This is a genomic window from Flavobacterium psychroterrae, from assembly GCF_018380615.1.
GTDB classification, from domain to species: Bacteria; Bacteroidota; Bacteroidia; order Flavobacteriales; family Flavobacteriaceae; genus Flavobacterium; species Flavobacterium psychroterrae.
Genome location: NZ_JAGYVZ010000002.1, coordinates 231,188 through 256,103, shown reverse-complemented (window position 1 = coordinate 256,103; position 24,916 = coordinate 231,188). Strand labels below are relative to the sequence as shown.

Annotated in this window: 17 protein-coding genes; 11 read left to right on the top strand and 6 right to left on the bottom strand. The window is 33.8% G+C overall.

Annotation, left to right across the window (positions count from 1 at the left end):
• Window positions 1–24: 24 nt before the first annotated feature.
• The gene (locus KHA90_RS02925; protein WP_213295122.1) at window positions 25–1,311 is read right to left on the bottom strand and encodes a UDP-N-acetylmuramoyl-tripeptide--D-alanyl-D-alanine ligase; all 1,287 of its coding nucleotides are present in this window, start codon (window positions 1,309–1,311) and stop codon (window positions 25–27) included.
• A 105-nt stretch (window positions 1,312–1,416) separates the two neighbouring features.
• Complete coding sequence (gldJ, locus tag KHA90_RS02920; protein ID WP_213295646.1) at window positions 1,417–3,102, bottom strand: gliding motility lipoprotein GldJ; 1,686 nt, start codon at window positions 3,100–3,102, stop codon at window positions 1,417–1,419.
• Window positions 3,103–3,315: 213 nt separating this feature from the next.
• On the opposite strand from gldJ, the gene porU reads away from it, so the two are divergent.
• The 8 genes from porU to KHA90_RS02880 all read left to right on the top strand — a co-directional run bounded on the left by porU (window position 3,316) and on the right by KHA90_RS02880 (window position 15,798).
• Window positions 3,316–7,152 (top strand): type IX secretion system sortase PorU, encoded by a 3,837-nt coding sequence (porU, locus tag KHA90_RS02915; RefSeq protein ID WP_213295119.1) that lies wholly within the window; start codon window positions 3,316–3,318, stop codon window positions 7,150–7,152.
• Between the two features lie 42 nt (window positions 7,153–7,194).
• The gene (gene porV / locus KHA90_RS02910; protein ID WP_213295116.1) at window positions 7,195–8,400 is read left to right on the top strand and encodes a type IX secretion system outer membrane channel protein PorV; all 1,206 of its coding nucleotides are present in this window, start codon (window positions 7,195–7,197) and stop codon (window positions 8,398–8,400) included.
• Between the two features lie 77 nt (window positions 8,401–8,477).
• Complete coding sequence (gene cdd / locus KHA90_RS02905) at window positions 8,478–8,960, top strand: cytidine deaminase (protein ID WP_213295105.1); 483 nt, start codon at window positions 8,478–8,480, stop codon at window positions 8,958–8,960.
• Between the two features lie 158 nt (window positions 8,961–9,118).
• The gene (pdhA, locus tag KHA90_RS02900; RefSeq protein ID WP_213295102.1) at window positions 9,119–10,117 is read left to right on the top strand and encodes a pyruvate dehydrogenase (acetyl-transferring) E1 component subunit alpha; all 999 of its coding nucleotides are present in this window, start codon (window positions 9,119–9,121) and stop codon (window positions 10,115–10,117) included.
• A 7-nt stretch (window positions 10,118–10,124) separates the two neighbouring features.
• The gene (locus KHA90_RS02895) at window positions 10,125–11,789 is read left to right on the top strand and encodes a dihydrolipoamide acetyltransferase family protein (RefSeq protein WP_213295099.1); all 1,665 of its coding nucleotides are present in this window, start codon (window positions 10,125–10,127) and stop codon (window positions 11,787–11,789) included.
• Between the two features lie 133 nt (window positions 11,790–11,922).
• Complete coding sequence (locus KHA90_RS02890; RefSeq protein ID WP_213295095.1) at window positions 11,923–13,770, top strand: hydrolase/aminopeptidase; 1,848 nt, start codon at window positions 11,923–11,925, stop codon at window positions 13,768–13,770.
• A gap of 517 nt (window positions 13,771–14,287) precedes the next feature.
• On the top strand, window positions 14,288–14,839 hold the full coding sequence (locus tag KHA90_RS02885; RefSeq protein WP_213295092.1) for a carboxymuconolactone decarboxylase family protein: 552 nt from the start codon (window positions 14,288–14,290) through the stop codon (window positions 14,837–14,839).
• Window positions 14,840–14,919: 80 nt separating this feature from the next.
• Window positions 14,920–15,798, top strand: coding sequence for a helix-turn-helix domain-containing protein (locus KHA90_RS02880; protein ID WP_213295089.1), 879 nt, complete (start codon window positions 14,920–14,922; stop codon window positions 15,796–15,798).
• On the opposite strand, the gene KHA90_RS02875 is transcribed toward KHA90_RS02880, so the two are convergent.
• Entirely contained in the window at window positions 15,795–17,039 is a 1,245-nt protein-coding gene (locus KHA90_RS02875; RefSeq protein ID WP_213295079.1) for a glycosyltransferase, read from the bottom strand. The two genes, KHA90_RS02880 and KHA90_RS02875, sit on opposite strands and share 4 nt — an antisense overlap.
• A 113-nt stretch (window positions 17,040–17,152) precedes the next feature.
• Here KHA90_RS02875 and miaE point away from each other — a divergent pair, with 113 nt between their 5' ends.
• On the top strand, window positions 17,153–17,734 hold the full coding sequence (gene miaE, locus KHA90_RS02870) for a tRNA-(ms[2]io[6]A)-hydroxylase (protein ID WP_213295077.1): 582 nt from the start codon (window positions 17,153–17,155) through the stop codon (window positions 17,732–17,734).
• Window positions 17,735–17,784: 50 nt separating this feature from the next.
• The gene (locus KHA90_RS02865) at window positions 17,785–20,541 is read left to right on the top strand and encodes an AsmA-like C-terminal region-containing protein (protein WP_213295074.1); all 2,757 of its coding nucleotides are present in this window, start codon (window positions 17,785–17,787) and stop codon (window positions 20,539–20,541) included.
• A 236-nt stretch (window positions 20,542–20,777) separates the two neighbouring features.
• Here the strand turns inward: KHA90_RS02865 and KHA90_RS02860 are convergent, their stop codons facing one another.
• The 3 genes from KHA90_RS02860 to rplU all read right to left on the bottom strand — a co-directional run bounded on the left by KHA90_RS02860 (window position 20,778) and on the right by rplU (window position 23,320).
• On the bottom strand, window positions 20,778–22,064 hold the full coding sequence (locus tag KHA90_RS02860) for a hypothetical protein (RefSeq protein WP_244860235.1): 1,287 nt from the start codon (window positions 22,062–22,064) through the stop codon (window positions 20,778–20,780).
• A gap of 527 nt (window positions 22,065–22,591) precedes the next feature.
• Window positions 22,592–22,852: a 50S ribosomal protein L27 gene (gene rpmA / locus KHA90_RS02855; RefSeq protein WP_035685981.1), complete on the bottom strand. Its 261-nt coding sequence runs from the start codon at window positions 22,850–22,852 to the stop codon at window positions 22,592–22,594.
• A gap of 24 nt (window positions 22,853–22,876) precedes the next feature.
• Complete coding sequence (gene rplU, locus KHA90_RS02850; RefSeq protein WP_213295065.1) at window positions 22,877–23,320, bottom strand: 50S ribosomal protein L21; 444 nt, start codon at window positions 23,318–23,320, stop codon at window positions 22,877–22,879.
• 273 nt (window positions 23,321–23,593) lie between these two features.
• Between rplU and KHA90_RS02845 the strand changes: the two genes are divergently transcribed.
• Entirely contained in the window at window positions 23,594–24,916 is a 1,323-nt protein-coding gene (locus tag KHA90_RS02845; RefSeq protein ID WP_055097024.1) for a M16 family metallopeptidase, read from the top strand.

The following is a 24,916-nucleotide window of genomic DNA, read 5'->3' as shown; positions in this document are numbered from 1 at the left end:
CCGCCGCGGCGGATGGATTTTTTACTATTTGATATATTCTAATGTTCGTTCTAATGCCATTCCTCTGGAACCTTTTATTAGGATTGTATTTTCTTTAAAGCTGATTGTTTTAATAAATGTTACAAAGTCATCAAATGTCTCGAAAAACTTAAGATTGTCTTTGTTAACCTTATTTTCATAAAAATACTTTCCAATCAGGTAACATACTGATTTTTCCTGATCTAATAGCGATTCAATAATTAGCTTATGTTCCTGATGACTTTCATCTCCAAGTTCAAACATATCTCCTAAAATCATCACTTTATTTAGATTTTCTAATTGGAGGAAATTAGTAATCGCAACTGCCATACTACTTGGATTTGCATTGTAAGCATCCAGAATAATTTGATTAGAATCAATTCTCAATAATTGCGATCTGTTATTTTCCGGTATATAATTTTCAATTGCTTGTTTTATATCCTCATCAGTCACTTTAAAATAATGTCCAATTGCAACGGCAACATTTATATTATTTGCGTTGTAAAGACCAATTAAATTTGATTCCACACTAAAATTATCATATTGTATGGCAACAAAAGGATTTGCTTTTATGTCTTTAATATTGATATCTGCCGTATTATTATTTACGCCAAAAGTAAACGACTTAATTCCTTTAGATTTTTCTATTTGTATCGAATCTTCAAGATTTACAAAAGCTACTTTATCATTTTTAGCAAGATATTGGTACATCTCGCTTTTACCCTGGATAACACCTTCTACTCCACCAAAACCTTCTAAATGTGCTTTCCCAAAATTGGTAATATATCCATAATCAGGTTGCGCAATTTCACATAAAAATTCGATTTCTTTTTTATGATTTGCTCCCATTTCCACAATTCCTATCTCCGTTTCTTTTGTAAAAGATAACAAGGTTAACGGAACCCCAATATGGTTGTTTAAATTTCCAACTGTAGCTTTAGTTTTGTATTTTTTAGAGATAACAACATTAATAAGTTCTTTAGTTGTTGTTTTACCATTGCTTCCAGTAAGTGCAATAATTGGCAATTTTAAATATGCGCGGTGAAATCTTGCTAATTCCTGCAATGTCTCTAAACTATTTTCAACAAGAATTGTTCTTTTGTCAATAGCAAAAGAGGCATTATCAATGATAACAAACAAAGCACCTAATTCAAGTGCTTTAACCGCAAATGTATTAGCATCGAAATTTTCACCTTTAATGGCAAAAAACATTGAATCCTTTTCGATTTTTCGTGTATCTATCGAAACTGATTTACATTGCAAAAACAAGTTATGAATGTCCTGAATATTCATTTATAAATTTATTTAAAATTAAAAATACAACAAAAAAAATTCCAAATTCCAAAAGCTGAATATTCAGTATGGAATTTGGAATTTTTTTGTTGATTTTATTAAAACTTAGTTTCTTGGTGATTTTCTTTTTTCAGCTTTAGCACCTACTCTAGACATTGCACATCTAAATCCTATATAATCTGTTGCCATATCTTGAGGAAAATATCTTCTTTGAGCCGGATCTAACCAATATGCTCTATCTCTCCAAGAACCACCTTTGTAAACTCTTACGTTATCATCGATAAACGTTGTGCGTTTACTAGAGTTGTCATATTTTCTAACCATCTGACCTAAACTGTCTGTTGTTACATTGTGTTTAGGAGAGTTGTACATTGACTGATCAGTTTTTGATTCTCCTTCCGGATCTCCAAAGTCAAAATATTTAGAGGATTGTTTATCACCATCTCTAAAGTTGATATTGTCACTTGTACTGAAATTTTGTCTCAGATAAGTTTCATTTTCGTCTACTGGAACCTGAGCAATTTCACCTGGTAAGCTTGTAGCAACTTTTTTACCGTTACTTAAAGTTTTATATTGAATATTGTCTTTAGTTACAATTTCAACTTTACCATCTTTACCAATTTTGTTTTTAGCATATTGATTTCCTCTAAAGTAGTTGAAATCATTTGCTTCATTATCAATAATAGGTCTGTAAACATCGGCAACCCATTCGGCTACGTTTCCAGCCATATCATATAATCCAAAATCATTGGCAGCATAGCTTTTTACAGCATTTGTAATATCTGCACCATCATCAGACCAACCTGCAATTCCACCGTAATCACCGTTTCCTTGTTTAAAGTTAGCCAATTGATCTCCTTTATTTTTACGTTTATTTGAACGTGTATAATCTCCGGACCAAGGATATTTCTTTTGTCCTTTATATATATTGTATTCTCTTTGTCCAACATCAGCTGCGGCAGCATATTCCCATTCTGCTTCAGTAGGAAGTCTGTATTCTGGCAAGATAACTCCTGAAGAACGTTGTGCGTAAACATTTTTTTCTTCTGGAACTACACCGTCTTTACCTGCTTTTGGTCTTTTACCATTAGGGTTTTTCTTCAATACAATTTCTTCATTACCACCACGTGAAGTAGTAGGAGACATTAAGTAACCTTCAGTATTAAATGCATTATCTGCAGTAACATCTGTAGTTTTAGCGCCTTTTTGAAGATATCCGTTTTTCTCTAAAACTGCTTCGTTAACACGGTCAGTTCTCCATTTACTAAATTCAACTGCCTGAATCCAGTTAACACCAACAACTGGATAGTTAGCATAAGATGGGTGTCTTAAATAGTTATTCGTCATCGTTTCGTTGTAACCTAAACGATTTCTCCACACTAAGGTATCCGGAGATGCTCCTTCGTATATGTTTTTGTAATTTTCTTCTGTTGGAGGAAAAACCTTTTTCAACCACTCCAGGTATTCTAAGTACATACCATTTGTAACTTCGGTTTCATCCATATAGAATGATTGAACATGCTGTTGAGTAGGTGTGTTATTCCAATCGTGCATAACATCATCTTGTACTTTACCCATAGTAAATGTACCTCCTTCAACAAAAACTAAACCAGGACCAGCCTGTTGTTTTTTTCCTGCATTTCTAGCAGCAGTTCCATTTTGACTATCTACATCCCAACCAGTAGCTTTAGAAGCGTGACTGGAACTCGATTTTTTGCTACAACTAGCCGTGCCTAACATCAATACCATTGACATCATTAATTGCAAGACTACAATTTTGTTTACTTTCATACTCATTCTTAGGTGATAAATTTAGGTGCTGCAATATAATAATTAACATTTAATTAGCAACATCTGTTCTAATAATTTTATTTAGCTGTTTTTTACCAGAAAATAACCTATAGTTACGAACGCAAAAATATACTTTTTATTATTTACTATAACATGAAATACTATATTTTTACTTACTAAAATAATTTTAATTTAAAACCGTTTTTTCAACTGATGAAACAAGTCATAATCTTATATCTTTTTTTACTTCCATTTATCTCGTTTTCGCAGGTAAACAGGGACTTCACAATAGATTGGCAAAATAAAAAGGAGATGAGTTTCGGAACCTCAAAAATAAAAATCCCTTATTTTTCAGGAAGCAGTTTTAGGTACGATACTACTAAAAAAAGCATAACATTGCTCCTTAACCTTAACGAATCTGGCTTTTCGAACAATAATTCTATTCAAATTACGAACGTGATTTACGAAGCTGTTTCAATTAGCGAACTAGGAGACTTATCGCTTGAAAACATCCCTGAAAAACCAAATGAAACGTTAAAAACGTCTTTGGCGAGAGATAAAAGACAATTTTTTCTGTATTTATCACCCATAATAAAGGAAGGAAACAGCTTTAAAAAAATAAGATCATTTTCATATTCTACAACAATTTCAACCTCACAAAACAATAGTTCATCTTCTTTTCAAAAATCTAACTTAGTTTCCAATTCTATTTTAGCCTCAGGAGACTGGTATCGTTTTTACGTCGAGAAATCCGGTGTATATAAAATCTCTAAGTCTTTTTTGCAAAGTTTAGGATTTGATCCTTCAAAAACAGATCCAAGAAGAATCAAGATTTATGGCAACGGAGGAAAAATGCTCCCTTTAGCCAACAATACTTATTATCCTGAAGATTTAACGGAAAACGCCATTCAGATTATTGGAGAAAGTGACGGAATATTTAATAATGAAGATTATATCCTTTTTTATGGTGAGGGAGTTGAAAACTGGAGTACCGAAAGTCAGACCAATCTTAATTTATATGACACTAAATCATATTATTATGTAACGGTTGTGGGCAATGAAGGAAAACGGATTTCAAATATCAATCAGCCTTCCGGAAACAGCACCTTGGAGTTAAGCACTTTTGACGACTATCAATTTCATGAAGTTGACAAGACTAATATTGCTCATTTAGGACGCCAATGGTACGGAGAATCATTCGACATAACTCAGGAGCAGGAATTTGAATTTAATTTCCCAAACATTGATGCATCAATTCCTGTAAAAATAGAAGTCAACGCCGCTTCTGCCGCCTTCACACCTACTTCATTCGCAGTTTCTGCAAACGGACAAAACATTGGTAGCATTAATTTTCAAACATTAGCAGCAAATTCTGACGAAAAATTCTATGATAGAAAACTAACACCAAACAGCTCGTTTACTGGTGCCGAAAACATAAAAATAAAACTTACCTATAATAACAATGGCGTTCCGGGATCAAAAGGATATCTGGATTATATCAATTTAATTGCCAAAAGAAAACTTTTAGGCACGGGTAAACAATTTAAATTTCAATACGATTTAGCCGGTTCAACAACCGGAATAGTAAACTATACTATTGGTAACGCCGCAGGAATATCTCAAGTCTGGGATATTACAGACTTATATAATGTATCAAAAACAGAAAATACAAATAAAAGCACTTTTAACTTTAAAGCTTCGTTAGGAGAAATTAGAAAATATATTGCAATCGATGCAAACGATTATTTTACTCCTTTAAAGGAAAGCCAATCAAAAATTGCGAATCAAAACTTAAAAGGAACTCTATTTAAAAATAGCCAAAACAGCTTTCAGGATATTGACTACGTAATTGTAACGCCTAAAATTTTAGTTGCTCAGGCCGAAAAACTGGCGAATTTTCACAGAACATATTCTAATCTTAATGTAAAAGTTATTTCATTAGAAAATATCTATCAGGAATTCTCTTCCGGAAAACAAGATATCGCAGCTATTCGAAACTGCATTAAATACATTTATGACAACGCCTCTTCATCTGATAAAAGGATAAAATATCTGAATTTATTTGGAGATGCTTCATTTGATTACAAAAACCGAATAACGAATAACAATAATATTGTACCTATATATCAATCTGTAATTAGTAATACAACCGGAGAAGCCTCATTTGCCTCTGATGATTTTTACGGATTAATGGATTCAAACGAAGGAGTTGTGGTTTTCCCTTATGGAGGAATTGATATTGCGGTGGGCAGAATGTTAGTTTCTGATAATGCGCAGGCTGCCGAGATGGTCAATAAGGTGTTAGAATATCATGATACTAAATCATATGGAAACTGGCGAAATAATATCGTGATGGTCAGCGATGATTCTGATAAAGCATCAGATGCGACTTTACAAACTTACCAAAACAATCTGGCGGATAATATATCGGCTCAAAAACCTTTTTTCAATATCGAAAAAATCATAATGGATTCCTATACTCAGGAAGCTTCTGCCGGAGGATCAAGATATCCTAAAGCCAGAACTGATTTATTTAATGCTTTTGAAAAAGGTGCTTTAATATTCAATTATTTAGGACATGGAGGTGAAGATGGGTTGGCAGGTGAAAGAATCTGGGAAAAATCAGATGGTCAAAATCTTAACAATCAATACAAATATCCTTTATTTATTACTATTACTTGTGAATTTTCGCGTTTTGACGACCCTACAAGACCCACAGCAGGCGAATATACTTTCTGGAACCCAAAAGGCGGTGCGATTTCAATGTTGACAACAATTCGCGCCATAGGACAATTTAATGCGGAGGATTTTAACGACAGCCTCAGCAAAAACCTGCTCTCATTTGGTTCAAACCAATATTCAACTATTGCCGAAGCGCTTCGGATTTCTAAAAACGAAAATCCCAGTTCTGCAAGTAATGTTATTTTTTATTTAGGAGATCCTGCATTAATGTTGGCAATCCCTAAACCTCGAATTAATTTAACTAAAGTAAATGACGTTGCAGTTTCTCAAGCTATTCCGGATTTTAAATCTTTAGCAAAAATTAAAATAACAGGTGAAATTACCGATGAAAACAATACTCTTTTAAGTAATTATAACGGAGAATTAGCGACAGCAATTTTCGATAAATTCATCACTGCTACCACCTTAAATAATGATGGATATAGTCCTGCAATGTCATTCAAAATTCTGGGAGAAACCATTTTTAGAGGAAATGCTTCAGTAACTAATGGTCAATTTGAATTTAGTTTTGTGGTTCCCAGAGACATTCGTGTTCCTGTTGATTATGGCCGAATTAGTTTTTATTCGAAAAAAAATCAGCTTTTTGAAAATCAATCCGGTTACAATACCAACATTAAAATAGGCGGAATAAATGAAAATGCACCTCAGGACAATATAAGTCCGAAAGTTAAGTTATATATGAACGATGAAACTTTTGTATATGGTGGAATCACAAACGAATCGCCATTTTTATTAGCGTTTCTTGAAGATGAAAACGGAATCAATACAGCAAGTGGAATCGGGCATGACATTGTAGCTATACTTGACGGAGACGTTAGCAATCCTTATATTTTAAATGATTATTATCAAACAAAATTAGACGATTACACTAACGGAAATTTACGTTTCCCATTAAGAAGTTTAGCACCGGGAATGCATACAATAAGTTTTACTGCCTGGGATGTTTATAACAATCCTGTCACTAGTGAAATACAATTTATAGTAGTTGGAGATGAATCGTTGACATTAACCCACGTTCTTAATTACCCAAATCCTTTCTCGACTTATACACAATTTTGGTTTTCACACAACAGACCGTACGAACCATTAGATGTTCAGGTTCAGGTAATGACCATTACAGGAAAAGTGGTCTGGACAAAAAATCAGGTCGTTACAACCGAAGGTTTTCTATCAAGAGAAATAACCTGGGACGGAAAAGATGATTTTGGGGACAGAATAGGAAAAGGAGTTTATATTTATAAACTTACGGTCAGATCTAATTTGACAAATAAAAAGGCAGAAAAATATGAAAAGCTTGTCATATTATAATAATATATATATTTGTATCACCAAAACTATTAAGTCCCTTAAATGAAAAAAATATCACTACTTTTAATTTGTTCTTTTATTCTTTTTAAAGTACAGGCTCAGGAAAGTCGTCCAATTACGACAGGAGTCCCATTTCTATTAGTTGCAGCAGATGCCAGAGCAGCAGGTTTAGCTGATCAGGGTGTCGCAACATCAGCCGATGCATTCTCACAACAATGGAATCCCGCAAAATATGCTTTCTCAGTCGATAAGCAAGGTTTTTCAATCAGCTACACTCCTTATTTAACAGACTTAGCCAATGATATTTCTCTTGGTCAGGTTACCTATTACAACAAAATTAATGACCGAAGTGCCTTTGCAGGAACTTTTCGTTATTTTGGATTTGGAGATATCGAATTGCGCACAACAGGAGACCCTAATGAAGCAGCAAGAATTGTATCCCCAAATGAATTTGCTTTTGACGGATCGTATTCTTTGAAGCTGAGCGAGAAATTCTCAATGGCAGTTGCCGCAAGATATATTCGTTCAAATTTAAAAATTGCTTCAGAAGATGTTGATGCTTCAGCTGCGAGTACTTTTGCAGTAGACATTGCAGGTTTTTATCAATCTGAAGAAATTGCTTACTCAGACTTTAACGGAAGATGGAGAGGTGGTTTCAACATGCAAAACCTTGGTCAGAAGATAAGCTATGATAATGATGATTTAAGTTCAAACTTTTTACCGGCAAATCTTAGATTAGGTGGGGGTTTTGATTTCATATTAGATGACTATAATAAAGTAGCACTTAGTGTTGAATTTACTAAACTTTTAGTACCAACTCCTCCGGGACCAGGAACTCCGGTTGACGCGAATGGAGACGGTGATTATACTGATGTAGGAGATATTTCGCAAGAACAGGCAAATGCTACAAACTACAAAAACTATAACGAAATTGGCTGGGTATCGGGGATTTTCAAATCTTTTGGAGATGCACCGGGCGGTTTCAGCGAAGAATTAAAAGAAATTACTTATAGTGCAGCTGCTGAATATATGTATCAGGATGCTTTTGCTTTAAGAGCAGGATATTTTCACGAAAGCCCTGAAAAAGGAGCCAGACAATTTTTCTCTTTAGGAGCAGGATTCAAATATAACATCGTAAAAGTGGATGTTTCCTATTTATTTTCGACATCAAAAGTTAAAAATCCGTTAGAAAATACGCTTCGTTTTTCTTTAACCTTTAACTTTGGCGACAAATACGAAGTTTACTAGACAAAATCAAATAACAAAACAATACAATCCAAATTTCTATTTATATAGGGATTTGGATTTTTTTTCCCATAAAAAGAATGAAAGAAATAAGCATTACATCAACATTTACAACTTACGATACACTACAAGAACTTTCGCAAGACATTCAGGACTTAATGAATCAGGCGGTAGAAGTTCGCAAAAACGCATACGCACCCTATTCTCAATTTAGAGTTGGTGCAGCATTACTATTAGATAACGGAAAAATTGTTTTAGGATCAAATCAGGAAAACGCCGCTTATCCGTCAGGATTATGCGCAGAACGTGTTGCTATTTTTCACGCCGGAAGTATTTATCCCGAAGCCAAAATTTTAAAAATGGCTATTACAGCAGCTTCAGATACAAATCAAACCACAGCACCAATTCCGCCCTGTGGTTCTTGCCGTCAATCTATTGCCGAATATGAAATCAAACAGGAAACCCCTATTGAAATCTTTTTTATGGGTGAAATAGGCGAAGTTTACAAATCAGCATCCCTGAAAAATTTGCTTCCTTTTATGTTTGATAAAAAGTTCTTGTAAAAAAAAGCCAAAAAGTCACGTTTAAATTTTACTTCTTAATAGGAATGTCTTATTTTTGCATCCCGACCTTTCGGGCGCAAATTTGTGGGAGGAAACTATTTTGCGTTATAGGCAACAATTGATAACACAAACAAACTTTAGCAAAAGAAAGAATTCAGATGAAAGAAGTTACAAAAGAAGTATATTTAAAGTGGTACGAAGACATGCTACTTTGGAGAAAGTTTGAAGACAAACTTGCAGCATTATACATTCAACAAAAAGTTAGAGGTTTTCTACACTTATATAATGGACAGGAAGCTGTATTAGCGGGTGCATTGCACGCTATGGACCTGACTAAAGATAAAATGATTACTGCTTACAGAAACCACGTACAACCAATTGGTATGGGAGTTGATCCCAGACGAGTAATGGCTGAACTATTAGGAAAAGCAACAGGAACTTCTAAAGGTATGGGAGGTTCTATGCACATTTTCTCTAAAGAACACCGTTTTTATGGTGGACACGGTATCGTAGGTGGACAAATCCCGGTAGGAGCTGGTTTAGCTTTTGCTGATAAATATTTTGAAACTGGCGGAGTGACTATGACTTACTTTGGTGATGGTGCTGCAAGACAAGGTTCATTACACGAAGCTTTCAACATGGCTATGCTATGGAAATTACCAGTTGTATTTATCGTTGAAAACAACGGTTATGCAATGGGAACTTCTGTTGAAAGAACTGCAAATCACACTGACATCTGGAAACTTGGTTTAGGTTATGAAATGCCTTGTGGACCTGTTGACGGAATGAATCCTGTAAAAGTTGCCGAAGCTATGACTGAAGCAATCGACAGAGCACGTCGCGGAGACGGACCAACTTTCCTTGAAATGAAAACGTACCGTTATAGAGGACACTCAATGTCTGATGCGCAATTATACCGTTCTAAAGAAGAGGTTGAAGAGTACAAAAAAATTGACCCAATTACTCAGGTTTTAGATGTAATTAAGGATCAAAAATATGCTACAGAAGAAGAAATTGAAGCAATTGATCAAAAAGTTAAAGATTTGGTTGAAGAATGTGTGAAATTCGCTGAAGAATCTCCATATCCTGAATTACAACAATTATATGATGTAGTTTACGCACAAGAAGACTATCCATTTACACCTCATAAACTATAACATTATTATGGCGATAAAAGTAACAATGCCTCGTTTGAGCGATACTATGACGGAAGGAACGGTAGCGACTTGGTTAAAAAAAGTAGGCGACAAAATTAGCGAAGGTGATATCCTTGCTGAAATTGAAACAGATAAAGCAACAATGGAATTTGAGTCTTTCAACGAAGGAACTCTTTTACACATAGGAATTCAAGAAGGAGAAACTGCTCCTGTTGATTCATTATTAGCCATCATTGGTAACGAAGGAGAAGATATTTCTGCTCTTTTAGCTGGTGGTGATGCTCCTGCTGAAGCTCCAAAAGCTGACGCTGCTCCTGCTGCCGAAGCAAAATCAGAAGAAACTAAAACAGAAACTCCTGCTCCTGCTGCAAAAGCTGCAACTGAACTCCCTAAAGGTGTTATAGTTGTAACTATGCCACGTTTGAGCGATACAATGACTGAAGGAACAGTAGCAACCTGGTTAAAAAAAGAAGGTGATGCTGTTGCAGAAGGTGATATTCTTGCTGAAATTGAAACTGACAAAGCGACTATGGAGTTTGAGTCTTTCAATGAAGGAACATTATTATACATAGGAATTCAGGAAGGAAATACTGCTCCTGTTGATAGCTTACTAGCTATTATAGGACCTGCAGGAACTGACATTTCTGGAATTGCTGATAATTATAAAGCCGGAGGAACTGCAACTGCAAGTGCTCCAGCAACTGAAGAAAAAGCTGCTCCTGCTGCTGACAAAGCAACTGAAGCTGTAGCTGATACTTCATCAAACGGAGGAAGAATTTTAGCTTCGCCATTAGCGAAGAAAATTGCTTCTGACAAAGGAATCCAATTAACTCAGGTTAAAGGTTCTGGAGAAAACGGACGTATCGTAAAAAGTGATATCGAAAACTTTACTCCAGCTGCGCAAGCAAAACCTGCTGCTACAACTACTGCCGAAGCTCCAAAAGCTGATGCCGCTCCTGCTGCACCAAAAGTTTTTGTTCCTGCCGGAGAAGTTTTCACAGAAGAGATCAAAAATTCTCAAATGCGTAAAATTATCGCAAAACGTCTTGCTGAATCATTGTTTACAGCTCCTCACTACAACTTAGTGATCGAAGTAAGCATGGATGACGCGATGGCTGCAAGAGCGACAATCAATAGCGTTCCGGATACAAAAGTATCTTTTAACGATATGGTAATTAAAGCTTGTGCTTTAGCATTGAAAAAACACCCGAAAATTAATTCTCAGTGGAAAGAAGATGTTATTATCATCAACCACCACGTTAATATTGGTGTTGCTGTTGCTGTTGAAGACGGATTAGTAGTTCCTGTATTGAAATTTACAGATGCTATGAGTTTATCTCAAATTGGTGCTTCAGTAAGAGATCTTGCCGGAAGAGCTAAAAACAAAAAATTGGGACCACAAGAAATGGAAGGAAGTACTTTTACAGTATCTAACCTTGGAATGTTTGGTATTACTGAATTCAATTCAATTATCAACCAGCCAAACTCTGCTATCCTTTCTGTAGGTGCAATTGTTGAGAAACCAGTAGTTAAAAACGGTCAGATTGTAGTAGGAAACACAATGATGTTATCATTAGCGTGTGACCACAGAACAATTGACGGTGCAACTGGCGCTCAATTTTTACAAACATTAAAACAATACATCGAAAGCCCAGTGACAATGTTGGCATAATTTTTTTGTCAGCCTGAGCGAAGTCGAAAGGCAGCCTGAGCTAAGAAGTTTATTTTTATAATTAAATCCCGTTTTGTTTATTCAAAACGGGATTTTTTGTTTAATTTTCGTCCACTAATTCAATATTCATAAAATGAAAAAACTAATCCTTGTGACCTTATTCCTGACAGTAATTGCTTGCCAGAAAAAAGATCAGACCGAGAAACCCGCAGCTGTTGCAGATGAACACACTTTTTCTAAAGCAGATTTAGCTGTCGTAAAACATTTAGACCTTGATATCAAAGTCGATTTTGATACACAAACTATTTCAGGAAAAGCTTCATGGCAAATTGATAACATCAGCAAAGGAAATGAAATTATCTTTGACGAAAATACACTTGAAATCACTAAAGTAACTTTAGGTGACGAGGAAAAAGAAACCAAATTCAAATTGGGCAATGAACTTGAATTCCACGGAAAACCACTTCATATTACCATTGAACCAAACACAACTAAGGTTAATATTTATTATAAAACTACCAAAGACGCTATAGCATTACAATGGTTATTGCCACAACAAACTGCTGATAAAAAGAAACCGTTTTTATTTTCTCAAGGAGAAAGTGTTTGGTCCCGTACATGGATTCCATGCCAGGATTCACCGGCAATTCGTTTTACTTATAATGCAAAAGTTACCGTTCCTAAAGATTTATTAGCCGTAATGAGTGCCGTAAATCCGCAAAAGAAAAATGATACCGGAGTCTATACATTCAAACAAGACAAAGCGATTCCGTCTTATTTAATGGCAATTGCTGTTGGAGATATTGAATTTCAAGCCATAGATAATAGAACCGGTGTTTATGCAGAACCGTCTTTAATTAAAAAAGCAGCATGGGAATTTGCCGAATTAGGAAAAATGGTTGTTGCAGCCGAAAAACTTTACGGACCTTATCGTTGGGGACGTTATGATGTATTGGTTTTGCCACCAAGTTTCCCTTATGGTGGAATGGAGAATCCAAACTTAACATTCCTAACTCCGGGTGTAATTGCAGGAGATCGCTCTTTAACAAGTTTATTGGCACACGAATTAGGCCACAGCTGGAGCGGAAATTTAGTAACCAATGCAACGTGGGATGATATCTGGTTAAACGAAGGTTTCACTACTTATGTAGAACACAGAATTGGCGAAGCAATCTTTGGCAAGAAAGAATTTGAAATGCAAAACGTGATCACACGTAAAGAATTAACAGACAATGTAGCCGAATTAGGAGATACAAATCCTGATACACGCCTAAAAGTATCTTTAACAGGAAGAAATCCTGATGATGGAATCAGTATGATTCCGTATGTAAAAGGATATGCTTTTTTAAGAGTAATTGAAAATGCAGTTGGGCGTGAAAAATTCGATGTTTTCATTAAAAATTATTTTGATGCACATGCATTTAAATCGATCACAACAGAAGATTTTGTAAAATATATCAACGAAAATCTTATCAAAGGAGACAAAACTCTTGCTGATAAAATAAAATTAGAAGACTGGATTTACAAACCGGGAATTCCGTCAAATATTACTCCGGTAAATTCGGTAGATTTTGATGCAATTGATAAAATCCAAAAAAACTGGAGAGAAACCGGCGTTAAAGGTTTAAGTCAAAAAATTACAACAACCAGCGAAAAACAATATTTTATTGACCATCTACCAACGGATATCACTCCAAAAGAGATGGAAGCTCTTGACACCGAATTTAATTTCACAAAAGGTGGTAATTTCATTATCAAACGTCAATGGTTTATTCCTTCTATTCGTTATAAATACACAGCAGCCTATCCTGCAATTGAACAATTTTTGATTGGAAGCAGCAGAACAGGATCTGTAATGATGCTTTATAAAGAAATGGCAAAAACTTCGGAAGGAAAAGTTTGGGCAAATAAAATCTTTGATAAAGCAAAATCAGGCTATCATGCTACTACTGTTCAGGCAGTTGAAGGCGTTTTGAAATAGTTTTTAGTCGCAGTATTCAGTCTCAGTTTACAGTCGCAGTTTACAGTCTCAGTATACATCACTAATTACAGTTCACATCCCCGATTACACTTGTAATCGGGGATTTTTTATTAAATATTAGCTGCTATTATCTTGTTTATAATTCTACTTTTATCCCGTAGGGATTTAATATTGGTAGAAAAAACATAATTCGATTTTTATTTGTCCCGTTAAGGACTATACCATTCTGCGTCATCGTATAGTCCCTAACGGGACAAATGATTACAACTCTTAATATTACTACCAACATGTAATCCCTACGGGATAATTGTAATCACGATTATGCTAACAACATATATTTCCCTATTATAAAACTTAAATTCCTCTAATATAATAAGGGCTTTTTTTGTTTAAAAATACCTCAGGGAAAATTGTCCATCACATAGCGTAAATCCTCCATGTTTTAAAATCTGCAATCGTCGCATCTTTGTAATGTCAAAAGACAACAACTATAATTAACATTAAAAAATTAAATAAGATGGCACGATTAACAGCATTAAACCCGGAAGAAGTAACAGGAAAAACTAAAGATTTATTAAACGCCGTACAAGCTAAATTAGGAGTTATTCCTAATATGATGAGAACAATGGGAAATTCTCCAGCGGTTCTTGAAGGATATTTAAATTTAAGTGGCGCCTTAAGCCATGGAAAATTAAGCGCAAAAACTGGGGAACTATTAGCCTTAACAATTTCACAAAGTAATTCATGTGATTATTGCGTAGCTGCTCACACTTTTATTGGAGAAAAATTATTAAAAGCTGATCCTCAAGTTTTACAAGATGCAAGAACAGGAAATTCTGCAGATGCAAAAACCGAAGCTATTTTGCAATTTGCCAAAAAATTAGTTTCTAAAAATGGTTTAGTAAACGATGAAGATGTAAATGCAGTTAAAAACGCAGGGGTCTCAGATGCTGAAATTGCAGAAACTGTAGCACATGTAGCTTTGAATGTTTTGACTAACTATTTCAACAATACTGCAAATACAGAAATTGATTTTCCTGCAGTGCCAAGTTTAGAATTACAAAACTAATTTCAATAAAACAAGCTATAAAGATAGTTGTGAATTTTATTCGTGACTATCTTTATATTTTTTTTTAAAACAGCGTTATTATGAGCAATCAAAATGTTTATACTTTAATTAATCCACAAACCGGAAATCTGGCTTTTAAACTACTTCCGTTTGACAATAATAGTCATTTTGATCATTTGCAGCGTAATAATTATTTTTCCTTAATTTGGGTAACCAAAGGAAAAGGCAAAGTAAAAGCTGATTTTGCCGAGCATCAATTTGAGGAAAATTCACTCCTTGCCTTTTCTCCGTATCAGCCTTTTATGCTTTGTGTAAACGAACCAATTGAGGGAATTGCAATTCATTTTCACCCTGATTTTTACTGTATTCATTATCATCAAAAGGAAGTTTCCTGCAATGGCGTATTATTTAATAATGTTTATCAACCGCCTTACACAATAATTCCCGAAGATGCCGCATCAATTTTTAAAATGGTTTTAGACCAAATGAAAACCGAAATTCAAAATGCTGAATTAGCACAATATGAATTATTGATTTCCTATTTAAAGATATTTTTGATTACTGCTTCGAGGTTAAAAAACCAGCAACTGGAAGAAATGAAATCGGTTCCGGATTCTAAAGAACCTTTTATTCTTCAAAATTTAAAAGATGCGATTGAAGTTAATTTTAAAACCAAACATTCAGCCGGTCATTATGCGGAAATGTTGAATATTTCGGCGAAAGCCTTAGCTAAATTATCGAAGAATTATTTCAATAAAACCTTAACGGATTTAATTGCCGAAAGAATTATTATTGAAGCCAAAAGAGAATTATACATGACTAACAAAACGGTTAAAGAAATCGCTTATGAATTAGGTTATGATGATGAACATTATTTCAGTAGATTCTTTAAAACTAATGCTGATGTTTCTCCACAATTGTATCGTGAAACGGTAGGATTTGGAAAAATGGAAGCTTAATTTTTATTTTTAGCCTCAATCCATTTTGCCATGTATTTGGTGCTTTTTAAAGTATGATGCTGGAGCAAACTTCCCATAAAATTATGCAAACGATGACTTTCAGAATCATTTAATAACGAATTAATTCTTTCGATTAATGCATCTGAATATTTACTTTTTTGAAAACATTCGTTTACAATTGTAATTCCGTTTTTTTGAGATTCTTTCCAGAGATTTTTATCCTCATATAAAGAAATTGCTTTTGTTGCAAATTCCTGAATATCATCAGTAATAAAACCATTCCATGGCAAATTTTCGTGCATTGCTTCAGAACCAATTGTTGTCGTAACACTTGGCGTTCCGCATTGCATGGCTTCTAATAATTTTCCTTTTAATCCCGCTCCAAACCGAATAGGCGCCAAAACAACTCGCGAATTTTTAACTATTTCATTAGCATCTGTGGCTCTTCCCATAATAAAAAAACCATTTTTAGGCTGATGCAATTGCAATACTTTTTGTGAAGGATAAGCTCCGTAAACTTCTAAAACTGCTTCTGGAAATTGCTTTTTAATCAAAGGCCAAATCGTTTCTTTTAAATATTGTACGGTATTCCAATTGGGTTCATGAAGAAAATTTCCGATGAAGACAAAATTTTTCCTTTCTTCAAAAGAAGGCAATTTTACCAAATCATTTTCACTCATTTCATCAACAAGAAATGGTAAATAATGCAATAAACTCGGATCGATTTTGAAAACATCATTTAGAATTTTCATTTCAAATTGTGAAATAATAAAAGATAAATCACATCTTAAAATGCTGGCGATTTCACGCTTTGCAACTTCTTCAGATAATAAATCATTTAACTCAAAATCCCTGTTTTCCTTGAATGCTTTTTGCCTTGCCGTTCTCAAACAATGCAAATCTTCGGTATCTAATAATTTAATCGCTTTTGGACAATTTTCTGAAACGCGCCAGCCAAATTGTTCTTCAATCATAAAACGATCAAACAAAACAACATCAGGATTCAGCTCAATTATAAAATCATCAAAACTGGAATTATTGAGTTCAATTGATTTTTTTTGTACTTCAAATTGAGATAAATCAACCATAAAATCACTGTCTAAAGCCGGACTTGCAAATGTAATTTCAAATCCATTTTGTTTAAAAATAGAAATCAATTGCATCATTCTCCCGCCCGCCGCTGATGAATTTGGTTCAGGCCAGACAAAGCCTATGATTAAAAGTTTTTTTAGCTGATTCATTTAATTTGTTTCAAGTTACAAAATAATACTATTTTGGGCGTATTTGCACCATATTTCCTGACTTTCGGTGATAAAAAACACTAATTTTGCAGTTAACTTTTTTCTATAAAATTATGCTAGGATTAAAATTAGCCACAGACCCGCGTTGGGTAAATATAGTAGAGTCAAATATCGAAGAAATCTTGACAGATCACGCCTGGTGCGAACAAAAAGCAGCTTCAAATGCCATCAGTTTAGTTACTTACAATTCTGAATTAGAAGAATTAGTGACCGAAATGCTAATAATTGCCAGAGAAGAATTAGAACATTTACAAATGGTTCACGACATTATCAAAAAAAGAGGATTGACTTTAGGACGTGAAAGAAAAGACCACTATGTAAATGAGCTTTTTAAATTTATGAAAAAAGACGGAAGCCGAAAAGACGCACTTTGTGATCGTTTATTATTTTCGGCAATGATCGAAGCCAGAAGCTGCGAGCGTTTTAAAGTGCTTTCGGAAAATATAAAAGACGAAGAATTAGCTAAATTTTATCGTGATTTAATGATTTCTGAAGCTGGACATTACACTACATTTTTAGGATTTGCACGAAAATATACAGACAACATAGACATTGACAAACGCTGGAAAGAATGGATTGAATATGAAGGTTCAATCATTACCAATTATGGCAAAAGCGAAACCGTTCACGGATAATTTATTCCTTAAATTCTATTTTTACATTATTATAAATACCAAAATTGGTTATGTCAACAAATAAAACGAAATCCATTTTAATAAAAACGGCTAAATATCTAGGGATAACTTTTGTCGTTATTATAGGATTATTGTTTTTGACTCCTATTATTTTTGCCGATAAAATCAAGGAGCAGATTAAAAAAACAGCGAATGAAAAACTAAGCGCAGAATTGAATTATTCTGATGTTTCGGTTTCGTTCTTTCATCATTTTCCTTCGCTAACTTTAACTTTAAACGATTTAAGTTTAAATGGATCAGCTCCATATAAAAACGAAAAATTCATTACTGCAAAAGAGGTTTCTTTTGGAATCAACGTTGCGAGTTTAATTTTTAGCAAAGAGGTAAAAATTGATCAGATTTATTTATCAGATTCGTTTATCAATGTGAAAGTAAACGCAAAAGGAGAAGCAAATTACAATGTTTACAAATCATCATCGCAAGCTTCAACCACAAAAGACAGCTCAGAAACTGCTTTAAAACTGGAACGAATTCAGATTTTAAACAGTAAAATAATTTACGACGATTTATCTACAAAAGTTCATTTTGATGCTTTTGGATTTGATTACTTAGGAAAAGGGGATTTGAACAAAGCCGTTTTTGATTTGTACTCAAAAGCTAAAATCGAAAAACTAAACATTGTTTATGAAGGCGAACCTTATTTAATGAATAAAAAAATTGACGCCGATTTAATTACTAAAGTAAATGTAAACTCATTGTCTTTCTATTTCCAGCAGAATAACCTTAAAATCAATCAGCTTTTAGTGGATTTTAAAGGAAAATTTGACTTCCTGAAAGATGGTTACAACATGGATTTTGTCATTAAATCTGACAACAGCAAGTTGTACGACGTTTTTACTGCTTTGCCTCCCAAATATATTACCTGGCTTTCTAAAACTGAATTAAAAGGAAATACGAATTTACTTTTTACTTTAAAAGGTGATTATATTGCTTCGAAAAACATTGCTCCGGATCTTAATCTGGATATAAAAATAGATAGCGGTTTTGTAAACTATGCCAAAAGTGCTTTTCCGGTTTCAAACTTAAATCTGGATATTAAAACAAAAGTTCCGTCATTAAATCCGGATCTCCTAATTGTTGACGCTCAAAATGTTTCGTTAAACATCAACAAAGATTATTTAAAATCTAAATTCTATGTAAAAGGTGCAAACGCACCAGAAATTAATGCTGATTTTAAAGCTAAAATTGATCTTGAAAAATTAATTAAAGCCTTAGGAATTCCTGATATTGTACTAAAAGGGAGCCTTACCGGAGATGTAAAAGCAAACGGGAAATTTGATCAGAAAAACAAACTTTTCCCAATAACAAAAGGAAATATCGATTTAGAAAACGGTTATTTAAAAACCAAATATTATCCAAATCCTATCACAAATATTACAATCAAATCTAAGATTGAAAACCAAAAAGGAACTTTTGAAGATTTGAAAGTAAGCCTGAAACCAACTCAGTTTACATTTGAAGGAAAACCTGTTTTTGTAACGGCAGATCTTAGCAATTTTAATGATTTAACTTATGACATTACAGCAAAAGGTGAACTTGATGTCAACAAAATTTATAAAGTTTTCTCTCAAAAAGGACTTGATTTAGATGGTTTTGTCAAAGCAGATTTAGTTCTAAAAGGCAAACAAAGCGATGCCGAAAAAGGAAATTACAGTAAACTTTATAATAAAGGAACACTGGAACTGAGAAACATTGGTATTGCATCAGAATATTTACCTAAAAAATTCATCATTAAGGAAGGGATTTTCAAAATCAATCAGGATAAAATGTCCTTCAATAACTTTTTAGCGGCTTATGGTGAATCAGATTTTAAAATGAACGGTTATTTGCAAAACGTTTTTAATTACGCAACAACAAAAACAGGTGTTTTAAAAGGATCGTTTAAAGCTACATCCCGATATATTAACGTTGACGAATTCATGTCGAGCACACCGGCAAATACAGCAGTGACAAAAACTAAAACAGAAAATCCTGCTCCTCAAACTCAAGCAAAACAATCTGGTGTTATTATCATTCCTACGAATTTGAATTTGCAATTTATGGCTAATGCTCAAAAAGTAAATTTTGACAAATTGAATCTTCAAAATACGACAGGAAGTTTAAGCATGAACAAAGGCAAATTAAGCATGCAAAATACAGGATTTGATTTAATAGGCTGCAAAGTGGGCATGAATGCAAATTATCAGGCAGTTACTCCACAAAAAGCTAATTTTGATTTTAATCTTAAGGCTTCTGATTTTGATATTAAGAAAGCATATAATGAAATTGAAGTTTTTAGAAAAATGGCAAGCGCAGCAGAGAAAGCGCAAGGAATTGTTTCTGTAGATTATCAATTAAAAGGCCGCTTAAACGGAAACATGGATCCTATTTATCCATCGCTTGTTGGCGGCGGAATACTTTCTGTAAAAGATGTAAAAGTGAGAGGATTGAAAATGTTCAATGCTGTAAGCAAACAAACAAATTCTGAATCGATGAAAAATCCGGATGTTTCAAAGGTTGACATTAAAACTACTATCAAAAATAATATCATGACGGTAGAACGCTTTAAATTCAAATTTGCAGGCTTTAGACCAAGAATTGAAGGCACAACAAGTTTAGATGGAAAACTGAACTTAAAAATGCGCTTAGGCTTACCTCCTCTGGGTATCTTTGGAATTCCGATGACTGTGACCGGAACTCAGAATAGTCCTAAAGTAAAACTAGGACGAAAAACTGAGGATCTTGAAGAAACTAAAGATTCTGAATAGATAAATAAATTCCAAATTTTTAAATTCCAAATTTCAATTTACCGATATCCACCTTTGTCAAAGCTTAAAACTTTGACAAAGGTTTTTTTTCAATCTTTTCATCCGAAGAAACGAGGAATTTCCGTCAGCAACTCTACAAAGCCTGGCTCTTTTTGAATGAGAAATTACAAGTATGATTTCTCCCTTCATTCGAAATGACATAGCATAAGCAAATGATACAAGTAATAGAAAATATTTTAAACTAGATACAACACTTGCGAAACATACAAAATCCCTTTCGCCAAGAACCACAATAAAACCGCCATTCCTAAAAATCCCCAAGCTGATAATCTGTTTCTTTTCCAGCTAATAAAAAACGTTGGGATCTCCCAATATTTGATTATAATGTAAACACTCACCCCTATTAAAGATGCCCAAAGCAGTTCGCCGGAATGAACATAAAAACTATAAAATAAATTGAACGAAAGAAAAGCAATGGTAATAAATTGTAGATAATAATAATTCTTATAATTGTATTTAAAATTATGTTTAAGCGATAGAAGCAAAAACGAAATAATCAGCATACTATTCAAGGCAATTATCACATAAGAAAAAACAGGGTTGCGCTGCCCTATTAAAAAACCATCAATTATTAAAGCTATAATAGTACAGGCAGCAAGTGAATAAATACTTCTTTCCATATTATCATCTTTAAAAGGAATCAAAATTGGAGAAATATATTTTTCTAAAATACGCCAGAAAGGCAAGGCACAAATAATTGCCATAACAAATACAACTATTTCATAATTATATAATGTATCCTCCGGAATTGTATGCAGCACATACAAAAGAGCAACAGTGACAATAATAGCAGGCAGACAAATTGTTTTCACTGTTTCCCAACTATTGCTTCCCCAAAAATTATTCTTTATTTCAAAAATGTATCTTTTGACTAAATATTTGCGGGTAAAAATAGCTGTTGACTGGCTCCACAACAAAAATAAGCCGGTATGAATTACCACAGTTCGCAAGGTCATTTCTTCGATATAACACCCAAAGAAAACGCAAGCAATACCTATCAGTAATAATTCATAAGTCAATAAAATTGCCGAGAACAAAAGCCTGAATAGTGGTGCGAATTGCCTTATAAGGATATTAATAATCAAACCCCAATAATTGCGTAATAGCCCAATTACTGCACATATTGCAATAAATGCAGCCAGATACAACATCCAATTAGTAAGCGACTGTGTCTGCATCCATAAAGAAACCGCAGAATCTTTTGCCGGAGTATAAACAACTTGTGAATTGTTATAGATTTCGTTTGCCAGTTGATTTCTTACCGTATCATTAATTGCAGTAAATTGATTTTTATGCTGTTGCCAATATACATTAGCATCAGAACCACTTTTTTGCAGAACAGCAAATTCATATAAAATCTTTTTTTGATTCTCGTTTAACGATACAATTTGTTCAGCAGGATTGATTTCTTTTGCAAAAAGGCTTGTACAGAAAAGAAATAAAAGGAAAACTATTTTTTTCAAAATTGGGTAGATTTATCCAATCAAAAATACAAATAATATAGTGGAAAAAATTTAAAATTAAAATTCCAAATTCGAATAATAAAGGTTTTTGTGTATTTAAAAAAATTAATCGATTCTCCTTTCAGTTGAAATGATAAAAAAGCAATCAACGCTAAATGTTGTGAAAAATATAAAGATATACTCACTAATTATTTTTTAGCACAGAGAACGCAAAGTTTTTTCGCAGAGTTCACTAAGATTAAGTTGTGTTTACAATTTAAGCACACAAAGCTTTGTGTCCCGAGCCTTCGGGATGTGTTTCTACTAAACTTACATATTTAAAAACTTTGCGTTCTTTGCGGTAATTTTTTTTCTCTCTCCGCAGGTTTTAGAATTGATCCTGGAAAATGAACGCAATTATTAATACTTTAAAGAAATAACAAAACACAGCAAACTTAAATTTTCTTATATAACTTATAAGGTTAAGTCATAAAAACAAAAAACCCGTTCGCCAAGGCAAACGGGTTTTGTAATAAGTAATCTAATGATTATGCTTCGAATGGAAGGATAGATACATAAGATTTGTTATCTCTTTTCTTTTGGAACTTAACAACTCCAGCTACTCTTGCGTGTAGTGTGTGATCTTTACTAATGTAAACATTTTCACCTGGATTATGTTTTGAACCTCTTTGTCTAACGATGATGTTCCCAGCAATAGCAGCTTGACCTCCAAAAATCTTAACGCCTAAACGTTTTGATTCTGATTCTCTACCATTCTTCGAACTACCGACACCTTTCTTGTGAGCCATGACGTATGAGTTTAAATATTGTTATTATTCTTTAGTAGCTTCTTTTTTTGCTTTTGGAGCTGCTGCTTTTTTTACTTTAGGAGCTGCTTCAACTTCAGTTGCCGGAGCATCTTCTGCTACAACTGCTTTTTTAGCTGCTGCTTTTTTAGTTCCACCAGCTGCAGTAATACCTTCAATTACAATTTGAGTAAGATATTGTCTGTGACCATTTCTCTTTTTGTATCCTTTTCTTCTTTTCTTCTTGAAAACGATAACTTTATCTCCTTTTAAGTGTTGTAACACTTTAGCTTCTACTGAAGCACCTTCTATAGCTGGGGCGCCTAAAGTTACGCTACCGTTATCGTCTAATAAAAGAACTTTGTCAAATGAAATACTTGAACCTTCTTCGTTAGACAAACGGTTAACATAAACCTTTAAGTCTTTGCTTACTTTAAATTGTTGCCCTGCTATCTCTACGATTGCATACATACCAAATTGATTTATTGATTTTTAAGGTTGCAAATATACAATTAATAATTTAGTATGCAATCTCTTGATCTAAAAATATTTATTTCATTTTAAAGTCTGTTTTTCAAGGTTTTTCGCCATTCAAAAAGAAACATTTACCCACAAAACACTGTTAAAGTATCACCAAAATAGCACTTAAAGATTAATTCATCATTAAAAAAAGTTATTTTTGGTGTAACGATAATCAACTCTTGGCTACCTACATATTAGGTAAATATAAATTTATTAATCTTTATGAAAAATTCAATAATGATGTTAAGTGCAGCACTAATGCTCGGCGGAGTGGCTCATGCTCAAAAGGTAGCTTTTGAAGAATATAATTTAGATAACGGCATGCACGTTATTTTACACAATGATCCATCGGCTCCTGTTGTGATAACCTCAGTAATGTATCATGTAGGATCAAAAGATGAACGTCCTGACCGAACTGGTTTTGCACATTTTTTTGAACATTTATTATTTGAAGGAACTCAAAATATAAAACGTGGCGAATGGATGAAAATCGTCACTGCAAATGGCGGAGTAAACAACGCTAATACATCTGATGACAGAACTTATTACTACGAAGTTTTCCCATCAAACAGTCTGGAACTTGGTTTATGGATGGAATCTGAACGATTAATGCATCCTATTATTAATAAAATTGGTGTTGAAACCCAAAATGAGGTTGTAAAAGAAGAAAAAAGAATGCGTTACGACAATCAGCCTTACGGAAACATACTTCCGGAGGTTAAAAAGAACATGTTCAAAAATCACCCATATCGTTGGACAACTATTGGTTCTATGAAAGATCTTGATGCTGCAACTCTTGAGGAATTTCAGGCTTTTAATAAAAAATTCTATACGCCAAATAATGCCGTTCTGGTAGTTGCCGGAGACTTTGATAAAACTAAAACCAAAGAATGGATTCAGAAATATTTTGCTCCAATTCCAAGAGGAGAAGAAGTGAAAAAGCAAACTTTTGTCGAAGAACCAATCAATCAAACAATAAAAGCAACTTATGAGGATCCGAATATTCAGATTCCGATGATCGTTGCTTCTTACAGAACTCCTTCGATGAAAACAAGAGACGCAAGAGTTTTAGATTTAATCTCTTCGTATTTAAGTGACGGAAAAAGTTCAAAACTGTACAAAAAAATAGTTGATGACAAAAAAATGGCGCTTCAAATTGGAGCGGTAGGTTTTAGTCAGGAAGATTACGGAATGTATATTTTATACGGTTTGCCAATGGCGCCAAATACAACAGCCGACATTTTAAAGGAAATGGATGAAGAAATCGTAAAAATCCAAACAGACTTAATCTCTGAAAAAGATTATGAAAAACTACAAAATAAATTCGATAATAATTTTGTGAATGCGAATGCAAGCGTAGAAGGAATTGCTGAAAATCTGGCTTCTTATTACTTACTTTATGGAGATGTAAATTTGATTAATACTGAAATTGATCTTTATCATTCTATTACAAGAGAAGAAATCAGAGAAGTAGCTAAAAAGTATTTAAACCCTAACCAGCGTTTAATTTTAGACTACATTCCTTCAACTAAAGTTCAAAACTAA